Below are 9,540 nucleotides of genomic sequence, written 5' to 3' on the forward strand. Positions count from 1 at the left end.
CACCTCGGGCGGCGAGCAGCAGATGTGCGCCATCGGCCCGCGCGCTCATGGCCAACCCAGCATGGTGCTGGCTCGACGAGCCCTCGATGGGCCTGGCACCGCGTGTGGTGCAGGAGATCTTTGCGCAGTTGAAACGCCTGAACCGCGAGGAAGGTTTGACGCTGCTGGTGGCCGAGCAGAACTCTGCGGTGGCGCTGCAGTATGCGGATCGGGCTACGGTGCTGGATGCGGGGCGGGCTGTGCTGTCGGGGCCGGCGGATGCGCTGCGCGAGCGGGACGATATCCGGCACTTTTACTTTGGACAGGGCGCGCAGGTGCTCGCAGCGTGAGCCGCGCGCGTGGCCACGTCATCGGTCTGTCTTTGAAGGCTGGAAGCTGCCCTAACTGGTCGTCTTCAGTTCGTGTGCAGAATCGGCCGAGGATGATTGAAAGATGCCGTGGCACTGGCAACCACTTGGATCACCTTTGTGTGCGGCTGGCCTGGCGGATTGCGACCAAGCTCCTGGCCAGATCAGGACCAGAAGGACAGGAACAGACCCTTATGTGACCCCGTTCAGTCCGCGAGGACGAATCTGGCGTCCGTTCGGCTGAGCAGTTCAAAGGTGTCGATCCAAGCCACGCCGAAATGCTGGCACACGTTCGGGATGCTGTACTTGCGTCGCAACTGCAGGTTGAACTGTTCGTGAGTGACGATGACGGCATCCTGCGTGGTCATCGCTTTGGCGATAAGCCAGGGATCCGCGCCATCCAAGAACTCTTCAAGTGCCCCGGTCTTCATCTCGGAAGCCTGGGAGGCCACATGCGCAGCGACTTGCGCAAAGGCCTGCTGCGTGGCCTCATCAGTGACGGGCCGGAAAAGCCGCGCTTGGTTCTTTGCCCATTCCGCAAGTTCATCGTTGCCTCGCCTAAGTTCGGCGCCGACGGGTTCGATGCTCGACACCACGCCGGCACCATGGCTGCGTTGCACCCAACTCCAGTAGGCGGGGCAGACCGTCATACGGTAGTAGCGGTTCTTCGCTTCGATCAGTGTGTTGGCGTCAAGGAAATACGTCATGCGCCGAGGTTTCCTGCGAAGTCACGGATCTTCGATGGCTGGACGCCCAGCAGTTTGCCAGCATCTCGCAGCAGCAAGCGGCCGCTGAATGCTTCGGCGATCACCGCTCTGGCGAAGCGAGCGCTGTTCTTGGTCGCGGCATTCCGATAAAAGCTACCCCCGCCGCCCTCTGCAGCGCGAAAGGCATCGAGCTCAGCCCGGTAGAAAGTCAAGTATGTTGCCTGATCAACGAGGCCCATGTCCAAGGCGCGGCGGATGATGACGAACCGGCTGACGTGGAATTGCTGCGCAAGTTTGGCCACGCGAAGAGCCAAGCTTTGAGTAGACGCAGTCCACAATTCGCCGAAGACATCCGATGGCGCTAGGAACTCGCCCGCGACGCTGTTGCATACAACCTCTTCCCGACGCGTGTTGCTAGGCGCCGCATTGGAAATACCGCTGCTGCCGATCCAGATGTGGGCAAGCTCATGCAACAGCGTAAACAGTCGGGCCGACGGCGCATCGGAAGAGTTGATGAAAACGATGGGAGCCAAAGAATGGCTGATGGCAAAACCTCGAAACTCCCCGACGTCCAGCTTCCGATGGGTGTTATTACCGACAATGCCACTGCGCATCACCAGCACCCCTGCACGCTCCGATGCTTCGATCAAATCGCGGTAGTACGTTTCCCAGTTGCGCTGCCCTTGCTCGACGTCCACGCCGAGCACATCACGGATGTCCTGGGCAATACGCATCACGTTGGAGCTTGTGTTGAAACGACCTACAAATGGCAGCGGCTCGGCGCCTTGCTCCTGAAGGTATTCAGCAAACCAAGCCTGCCGCTGCATGGCATGCTGGACCGTTTCCTTGAGGTTTATGCTGGGCCTGCCCGCAGGCGCTCCACCCACGGTGCGCAGATCGGGCAGCGCGAGCTCATCAGCAGGTGCTTCGGGCAAGAAGAGATAGCCGAACGGTGCATGCAGCGTGCTTGCAACACGCTGCGCTTGCTTGAAGGTCGGTTGAGCGGCTCCCTCCTCCCATCGCTGGAATTGCTCGGGCTTCACGCCGGTAGCGAGAGCCGCCTCGTTCACGTCCAGCCCGACACGGCCACGCGCCCAGCGAAGCATCGCAGGATTGATCAGAGCGTAAGCGTGGGCCATTTAGTGATTTTATGGAAACGGAGACATCTGACGGTTCGGGGAAATTCAAAAGTCGCCAAGAGTAGTGCTGAGCATGTCGATAACTCGTGAAGCTTTTCATCGCTGAAGAGAACGCTTACGCTTTCGTAAGTTGGACATTCCGAGCAGAGATACGCCTTTGGACCGCCCATGGTATGGCCGAGGACTCAGCCCGAAACTAGAGCCGGAACATCGAGCAACAAGAGGGCGCGCTGCAGTTAGGGCGAATACAGGGCGAATTCCGGTCATCCACGGCAAACTCTTTAGACGCCCGGCCCACAACGAATCCCGCATATCGATGCGCCGATTCCTTCGCACCACGCAGCCGCCTCTCGCCCTCCAATCGGGGCATGACTGCAAGACCGGCACTGCAACCACACCTGTCCGAGACTCCCACCGACGTGGCGCGGATCGCCACCGATGCGCAAGCCATCGCCGTTGCGCACCAACTGGCGGCTGAATTCGCACCCGGCGCCTCCGAGCGCGACCGCGAACGCCGCCTGCCCTGGGATGAACTCACGCGCTGGTCCGCCAGCGGGCTGGGCGCCATCACCGTACCGCGCGCCTACGGCGGGCCACAGGTGTCTTACGCCACGCTGGCCGAGGTGTTCGTGATCCTGAACGCGGCCGACCCGTCCATCGGGCAGATTCCGCAGAACCATTTCGGCGTGCTGGGTGTGCTGCGCGAGATCGGCACCGAGGCGCAGAAGCAGCGCTTCTATGGCGAGGTGCTGGCCGGCCGCCGGCTGGGCAATGCCGGGCCTGAGCGCAAGGTGGACGGCGCGGCCACCATTTTGCAAAGCGGCACGCGCCTGCGGGCCACGCCGCATGGCCTGCGCCTGACGGGCAAGCGCTTTTATTCGACCGGCGCGCTCTTCGCGCACCGCATTCCCGTGCGGGCGCTCGACGACGCGGGCCGCGCCGTGCAGGCCTGGGTGCCGCGCGATGCGCCGGGCGTGGCCGTGGTGGACGACTGGGACGCCTTCGGCCAACGCACCACCGCCAGCGGCACCGTGGTGTTCGACGACGTGCCGGTCGCTGCCGACGATGTGCTGCCCCTGTGGCAGTTGGCGGACCGGCCGGGCCTCTACGGCCCCTCGTCGCAGCTGTTGCAGGCGGCCATCGACCAGGGCATTGCCGAAGCGGCCGTGGCCGATGCGCAGCGCTTCGTGCGCGAGCGCGCCCGGCCCTGGGTGGATTCGGGCGTGCAGCACGCGCACGACGACCCCTACGTGATCGCCGACGTGGGGCGCCTGCAGATCGACCTGCATGCCGCACGCGAGGTGCTGCGCGAGACCGGCGAGCTGTTCGACGCCCTGGCCGCGCAGGACACCCTCAGCGCGGAGGACAGCGCCCGCGCCTCGGTGGCCGTGGCCGAGGCCAAGGTGCTGACCACGCGCATCGCGCTGGAGGCGAGCGAAAAGCTGTTCGAACTGGCCGGCTCGGCCGCCACGCGCGCCGCGCCCAACCTGGGCCGCCACTGGCGCAACGCCCGCGTGCACACGCTGCACGACCCGGTGCGCTGGAAGTACCACGCCGTCGGCAATTTCCACCTCAACGGCCGCATTCCGCCGCGCCACGGCGCGATCTGATTTTTTCCTTTTCAAAGACCCAGCGACGACCATGAAGCCACGCCGTTTTCTGCACGCTCTTTTCACGTTCTCCACGTTCATCGGCGCGGCCCTGTTCGCCGGCAGCGCCTTGGCCGTACCGCTCAAGATCGGCGTGGTGCCGGGCATCTTCGCGGACTCGGTCGAGGTGGCGGCCAAGGAGGCCAAGGCCCAGGGACTGGACATTCAGGTGGTGGAGTTCACCGACTGGACGACCCCCAACGTGGCGCTGGAATCGGGCGACATCGACCTGAACTACTACCAGAACAGCAACTACCTGGCGAACGCCGTGCGCAGCAAGGGCTTCAACTTCGTCAGCGTGCAGCCCGGCATCCTGTCGTACCTGGGGCTGTACTCCACCAAACATAGATCGTTGGCCGACGTGCCCAACGGCGCCAAGGTCGCCATCGCCAGCGACCCCGTCAACATCGGCCGCGCCCTGCGCCTGTTGCAGCACGCGGGGCTGATCACGCTGCGCCCGGACACCGGACTGCTGGGCACGCAGGCCGACATCCGCTCCAACCCGAAGAACCTGCAGTTCATCGAAATCGAAGGCCCGCAACTGGTGCGCGCCACGCAGGACGTGGACCTGGCGCAGGGCTTTCCTTATTTCATCATTCCGTCGAAGGCGTTCGATGCGACCCGGGGGCTGGCCTACACCAGCTATGAGGACGACTCCTGGGCCATCCAGTTCGTGGCGCGCAAGGACAAGGCGGCGGACCCGCGCATCGCGCAGTTCCTGACCATCTACCAAAACTCCGACGCCGTGCGCAAGGCGATCCACGCCTTCTACCTGAACGATTCCAAGCTCTACCGCCTGACCTGGCTGAAGCGCTGAGACCGGCACAAGGACCGACCGTGACACAAGCGAAGCGCCACATCCTGCTCAACGCGTTCAACATGAACTGCGTGGGCCACATCAACCACGGCCTGTGGACGCATCCGCGCGACCGCAGCACCGACTACCGCACGCTGGCCTACTGGACCGATCTGGCCCGCACGCTGGAGCGAGGCCTGTTCGACGGCCTGTTCCTGGCCGACATTGTGGGCACCTACGACGTGTACCAGGGCAACGTGGACGTGCCGCTGCGCGAATCCATCCAGCTGCCGGTGAACGACCCGCTGCTGCTGGTGCCGGCCATGGCCGCCGCCACGCAGCACCTGGGCTTCGGCGTGACGGTGAACCTGTCGTACGAGGCGCCCTACCTGCTGGCGCGGCGCTTCTCCACGCTGGACCACCTGACCCAAGGCCGCATCGGCTGGAACGTGGTGACCGGCTACCTCGACAGTGCCGCGCGCGCCATGGGCCAGCCGCAGCAGTTGCCGCACGATGAGCGCTACGAGCGCGCCGACGAATACCTGGAGGTGCTCTACCAGCTGTGGGAGGGCAGCTGGGAAGACGGCGCGGTGCGCCGCGACAAGGCCGCACGCGTGTTTGCCGACCCGGCGCGTGTGCACCCAGTGCAGCACCACGGCCGCTATTTCGATGTGGAGGGCTACCACCTCAGCGAGCCCTCGCCGCAGCGCACGCCGGTGCTGTTCCAGGCCGGCAGCTCGGGCCGGGGCCAGCAGTTCGCCGCGCGCCATGCCGAGTGCGTGTTCATCTCACCCCCCAACAAAGAGGCTGCGCGCAAGACCGTGCAGGCCCTGCGCGAGCAACTGGTGCGGGCCGGCCGCCGGCCCGATGACGTGAAGGTCTTCGTGGGCGCGGCGGTGGTGGTGGGCCGCACCGAGGCCGAGGCGCGCGAGAAGCACGCGGACTACCTGCGCTACGCCAGCCGCGAGGCGGGTTTGGCGCATTTCGCCGCCAGCACGGGCATCGACTTCGCGCAGTACGACCTGGACGCGCCCGTCGACTACTCGCCCGGCAACGCCATCGAATCGGCCAGCCGCACGGCCCAGCAGCACGGCTGGACGCGCCGCAAGCTGCTCGAACTCTTCTCGCTGGGCGGCCGCTACCCCGCCATCGTGGGCGATGCGCAGCAGGTGGCGGACGAGTTGCAGTCGTGGGTGGCCGAGACCGGCGTGGACGGCTTCAACCTGAGCCGCACCGTGGTGCCGGAGAGCTACGAAGACTTCATCGACCTCGTGATCCCTGAGCTGCAAAGCCGGGGCGTCTACAAGACCGAATACGCCGAGGGCACGCTGCGCAGCCGCCTCTTCGGCGAAGGCGACCGGCTGCCGGCCCGGCATGCGGCCCAGGCCTTCCGGCGCCAGGCCCCCAGCGCCGCCGCCCACCGGCCGCCCCAACCCCATCCCGCCCTGGAAGCACAGCCATGAAACGCCTGGTTCAACGCCTTCTTTCCTGGCTCGCGGCCTTCGCTGCTGCGACGGCAACCGCGCAAACACCCGCGCCACCGCTGCGCATCGGCGTCACGCCCGGTTCGCTGGCCGATTCCGTGCAGGTCGCCGCGCAGGAGGCGCGCCAGCAGGGGCTGGACGTGAAGGTCATCGAATTCACCGACTGGACCGCGCCCAACACCGCGCTGGCCGCGGGCGACATCGACCTCAATTACTTCCAGCACCAGGCCTTTCTGGACAACGCCATCCGCGAGCGCGGCTATGCCTTCGTCAGCGTGGCCACGGGGCTGCTGCCCAACATCGGCCTGTATTCGCTCAAGGTGCAGCGCTTTGCCGACCTGAAGGACGGCGCCCGCGTGGGCGTGGCCAACGACCCGGTGAACCAGGGCCGCGGCCTGCTGTTGCTGGAAAAGGCCGGCCTCATTCAGCTCAAACCCGGGGTGGGCGCGCGCGGCAGCGTGAACGACATCGTGGCCAACCCGAAAAAGCTGCGCTTTGCCGAGATCGAAGGCCCGCAACTGGTGCGCGCCCTCGACGACCTGGACCTGGCGCAGGGCTACCCGGCGCACTACGTCAATGCCGGCAAGCCCCAGGTGGCAGGCAGCGCGTTGCTGTATTCGGGCATCGACGATCTGGCCTACGCCATCCGCTTCGTCGCGCGCCAGGACAACGCGCAGGACCCGCGCATCCAGCGCTTCGTGAAGGTCTATCAAGACTCGCCCGCCGTGCGTGCGCAGATCGGCAAATCCTTCGCCGGCAATGAGCGGCTTTACAGCCTGCCATGGCTCGCCAAGGCCGCGCATTGACGCATCCCTGAACTCGCCCCCCCCCCGACGCCCCCGACGCCTTTCTCACCTTCGATTCCTCCCACCCCAACGACCGCCTTTCGCGGCCCCTGACATGCCACTCCATCGCTTCCTCCTCGCCCCCCTCCTCGCCCTCTCCGTGCTGGGCGCCCTGCCCGCCCATGCGGCCGACAAGCTGCGCATCGGCGTGCTGCCGGGCGTTTATGCCGACGCCATCGCGGCCGCCGCCAAGGACGCCAAGGCGCAGGGCATCGACGTCACGGTGACCGAGTTCACCGACTGGACCACGCCCAACGTGGCGGTGGACTCGGGCGACCTGGACATCAACTTCTTCCAGCACCAGCCTTTCCTCGATAACGCGATCCAGAAGAACGGTTTCAAGCTGGCCAGCGCCGGCACGAGCTTCCTCGCCAACATCGGCCTGTATTCGCTCAAGCACAAGACCATCAACGAGGTGCCGGTGGGCGGCAAGGTCGGCCTGGCCAACGACCCGGTGAACCAGGGCCGCGGCCTGCTGCTGCTGCAAAAGGCGGGGCTCATACAGCTCAAGCCCGGCGTGGGCTTCGTCGGCACGGTGGACGACATCGTGCAGAACCCCAGGAAGCTGAAGTTCGTCGAGGTGGAAGGCCCGCAGCTGGTGCGCATCACCGGCGATGTGGACATCGCCCAGGGCTACCCGCACTTCATCGTGGCGTCGAAGGCGTTCGATCCGTCCAGCGGGCTGGCGTATTCGGGCGTGGAAGACGCGCGCTTCGCCATCCAGTTCGTGGTCAAAGCCAGCCGCACGCAGGACCCGGCGATCCAGAAGTTCGTGAAGGTGTTCCAGAACTCCGACGCGGTGAAGGCCGCCATCGACCGCGCCTTCGCGGGCGACAAGCGCCTGTACGTGCTGGCCTGGACGCAGCAATGATGCGCGCGCCCCGCTTCTTCCCCTTCAAGGCCGCCGCCCTGGGCTGGCTGCTGGCCGCATCCGCCCTCACAGCGCACGCGGCCGACGTGATCCGCATCGGCTCCACGCCCGGCGTCACCTCCGACGCGGTCGAGGCCGTGGTGGCCGAGGCCAAGGCCCAGGGCCTGGAGGTGAAGCTGGTCGAGTTCACCGACTGGACGCTGCCCAACGAGGCGGTGAACAACGGCGACATCGACCTGAACTTCTTCCAGCACCAGGCGTTCCTGAACAACGCCATCAAGGAGCGCGGCTACCAGCTGCAGCTGGTGGGCCTGGGCCTGCTGCAGAACATCGGCATCTACTCCAACCGCATCCAGCGGCTGCAGGACGTGCCCGAGGGCGCCAAGGTGTCGGTGGCGAACGACCCAGTGAACCAGGGACGCGGGCTGCTCCTGCTGCAGAAGGCCGGCCTCATCAAGCTGCGCCAGGGCAATGCCGTGGGCGCCAGCGTGAACGACGTGGTCGAGAACCCGAAGAAGCTGCGCTTCTACGAGATCGAGGGCCCGCAGCTCATCCACTCGCTGCAGGACGTGGACCTGGCCGTGGTGTGGCCCAGCTACTTCGTCAACGCCGGCAAGAAGGAGCAGGCCAGCCGCGCGCTGCTGTACTCCGGCATCGACGACTCGTTCTACGCCATGGGCTTCGTCGCGCGCAAGGACAAGGTGCAGGACCCGAAGATCGCCCGCTTCGTGCAGCTGTTCCAGCAGTCGCCCAAGGTGCGCGAGGTGGTGTCCGCGCGCTTCAACAACGACCCCAAGCTGTACACGCTGCCCTGGAAGACGCCATGAGCCTGACCGCTGCCTCCCCTTCCCCCGTCTGGCGCAGCGCTGCCGGCACGGCACCCTCCCCCGCCACGGCGCCTGCCGGGGCACCGCAGCCCCGCGCCGGGGAGGCACCGCCGCCTGCGCCATCGGCGGAGGCCGGCGCTGCATCAGGCTCCGTGATCTTCGAGCAGCTCGGCAAGGTGTACGCGTCGTCCGCCGGGCCGGTGGCGGCGCTGGAGGACATCAGCCTCCAGATCCCCGCCGGCAGCATCTTCGGCATCATCGGGCGCAGCGGCGCGGGCAAGTCGAGCCTGCTGCGCACCATCAACCGGCTGGAGTCGCCCACCTCGGGCCGCGTGCGGGTGGATGGCACCGACATCGCCACGCTGGACGACGACGGCCTGGTGGCCTTGCGCCGGCGCATCGGCATGATCTTCCAGCACTTCAACCTGCTGGCCGCCAAGACGGTGTACGACAATGTGGCCCTGCCGCTGCGCGTGGCCGGCTGGCGGCCCGCCGCCATCCACCAGCGGGTCGAGGAGCTGCTGGCCCTGGTGGGCCTCTCGGACAAGCACCGCACCTACCCCGCGCGCCTGTCGGGTGGGCAAAAGCAGCGCGTGGGCATTGCCCGGGCGCTGGCCACGGCGCCGGAGATCCTGCTGTGCGACGAGGCCACCTCGGCGCTGGACCCGGAGACCACGCATGCCATCCTGCAGCTGCTGCGCGACATCAACCGGCGGCTGGGCATCACCGTCATCCTCATCACGCACGAGATGAGCGTGATCCGCGAGATTGCCGACCAGGTGCTGGTGCTGGAGCAGGGCCGCATCGCCGAGCAGGGCGAGGTGTGGAAGGTGTTCGGCGCGCCGCAGCACGACGCCACGCGCGCGCTGCTGGCG

Annotated in this window: 9 protein-coding genes and 1 pseudogene; 8 read left to right on the forward strand and 2 right to left on the reverse strand. The window is 66.4% G+C overall.

Annotation, left to right across the window (positions count from 1 at the left end):
* A pseudogene (locus tag AC27IQ_RS14385) lies at window positions 1-329 on the forward strand (ATP-binding cassette domain-containing protein); the annotation flags it as partial.
* Between the two features lie 224 nt (window positions 330-553).
* Here the strand turns inward: AC27IQ_RS14385 and AC27IQ_RS14390 are convergent.
* Together AC27IQ_RS14390 and AC27IQ_RS14395 are read right to left on the reverse strand one after the other, a co-directional pair.
* Window positions 554-1,054, reverse strand: coding sequence for a DUF4411 family protein (locus AC27IQ_RS14390; RefSeq protein ID WP_487089875.1), 501 nt, complete (start codon window positions 1,052-1,054; stop codon window positions 554-556).
* Window positions 1,051-2,193: an ImmA/IrrE family metallo-endopeptidase gene (locus AC27IQ_RS14395; RefSeq protein ID WP_487089876.1), complete on the reverse strand. Its 1,143-nt coding sequence runs from the start codon at window positions 2,191-2,193 to the stop codon at window positions 1,051-1,053. Before AC27IQ_RS14395 ends, AC27IQ_RS14390 begins: the two co-directional genes overlap by 4 nt.
* Before the next feature lie 368 nt (window positions 2,194-2,561).
* Here AC27IQ_RS14395 and AC27IQ_RS14400 point away from each other — a divergent pair, with 368 nt between their 5' ends.
* The 7 genes from AC27IQ_RS14400 to AC27IQ_RS14430 form a co-directional block, all read left to right on the forward strand.
* Window positions 2,562-3,803, forward strand: a complete 1,242-nt coding sequence (locus tag AC27IQ_RS14400; RefSeq protein ID WP_487089877.1) for an SfnB family sulfur acquisition oxidoreductase — start codon at window positions 2,562-2,564, stop codon at window positions 3,801-3,803.
* Window positions 3,804-3,834: 31 nt separating this feature from the next.
* Window positions 3,835-4,659, forward strand: a complete 825-nt coding sequence (locus AC27IQ_RS14405; RefSeq protein WP_487089878.1) for a MetQ/NlpA family ABC transporter substrate-binding protein — start codon at window positions 3,835-3,837, stop codon at window positions 4,657-4,659.
* Between the two features lie 20 nt (window positions 4,660-4,679).
* Window positions 4,680-6,101: an LLM class flavin-dependent oxidoreductase gene (locus AC27IQ_RS14410; RefSeq protein ID WP_487089879.1), complete on the forward strand. Its 1,422-nt coding sequence runs from the start codon at window positions 4,680-4,682 to the stop codon at window positions 6,099-6,101.
* Complete coding sequence (locus AC27IQ_RS14415) at window positions 6,098-6,928, forward strand: MetQ/NlpA family ABC transporter substrate-binding protein (protein WP_317360179.1); 831 nt, start codon at window positions 6,098-6,100, stop codon at window positions 6,926-6,928. The genes AC27IQ_RS14410 and AC27IQ_RS14415 overlap by 4 nt, the downstream gene beginning before the upstream one ends.
* A gap of 94 nt (window positions 6,929-7,022) precedes the next feature.
* Window positions 7,023-7,838 carry a MetQ/NlpA family ABC transporter substrate-binding protein gene (locus tag AC27IQ_RS14420; RefSeq protein ID WP_487089880.1) on the forward strand — a complete coding sequence of 272 codons (816 nt, stop codon included), beginning with the start codon at window positions 7,023-7,025 and terminating at the stop codon, window positions 7,836-7,838.
* Window positions 7,835-8,665 carry a MetQ/NlpA family ABC transporter substrate-binding protein gene (locus tag AC27IQ_RS14425; protein ID WP_487089881.1) on the forward strand — a complete coding sequence of 277 codons (831 nt, stop codon included), beginning with the start codon at window positions 7,835-7,837 and terminating at the stop codon, window positions 8,663-8,665. Before AC27IQ_RS14420 ends, AC27IQ_RS14425 begins: the two co-directional genes overlap by 4 nt.
* On the forward strand, window positions 8,662-9,540 hold an 879-nt coding region (locus tag AC27IQ_RS14430; protein ID WP_487089882.1), incomplete at its 3' end, for a methionine ABC transporter ATP-binding protein. The genes AC27IQ_RS14425 and AC27IQ_RS14430, both read left to right, overlap by 4 nt.

This window comes from Acidovorax sp. KPB24-07, assembly GCF_057543315.1.

What these genes read in the sequence shown, in the direction of transcription:
- AC27IQ_RS14390 (WP_487089875.1), bottom strand. Translation starts at nt 1,054, where the DNA reads ATGACGTATTTCCTTGACGCCAACACACTGATCGAAGCGAAGAACCGC.
- AC27IQ_RS14425 (WP_487089881.1), top strand. Translation starts at nt 7,835, where the DNA reads ATGATGCGCGCGCCCCGCTTCTTCCCCTTCAAGGCCGCCGCCCTGGGC.
- AC27IQ_RS14415 (WP_317360179.1), top strand. Translation starts at nt 6,098, where the DNA reads ATGAAACGCCTGGTTCAACGCCTTCTTTCCTGGCTCGCGGCCTTCGCT.
- AC27IQ_RS14400 (WP_487089877.1), top strand. Translation starts at nt 2,562, where the DNA reads ATGACTGCAAGACCGGCACTGCAACCACACCTGTCCGAGACTCCCACC.
- AC27IQ_RS14405 (WP_487089878.1), top strand. Translation starts at nt 3,835, where the DNA reads ATGAAGCCACGCCGTTTTCTGCACGCTCTTTTCACGTTCTCCACGTTC.
- AC27IQ_RS14420 (WP_487089880.1), top strand. Translation starts at nt 7,023, where the DNA reads ATGCCACTCCATCGCTTCCTCCTCGCCCCCCTCCTCGCCCTCTCCGTG.
- AC27IQ_RS14395 (WP_487089876.1), bottom strand. Translation starts at nt 2,193, where the DNA reads ATGGCCCACGCTTACGCTCTGATCAATCCTGCGATGCTTCGCTGGGCG.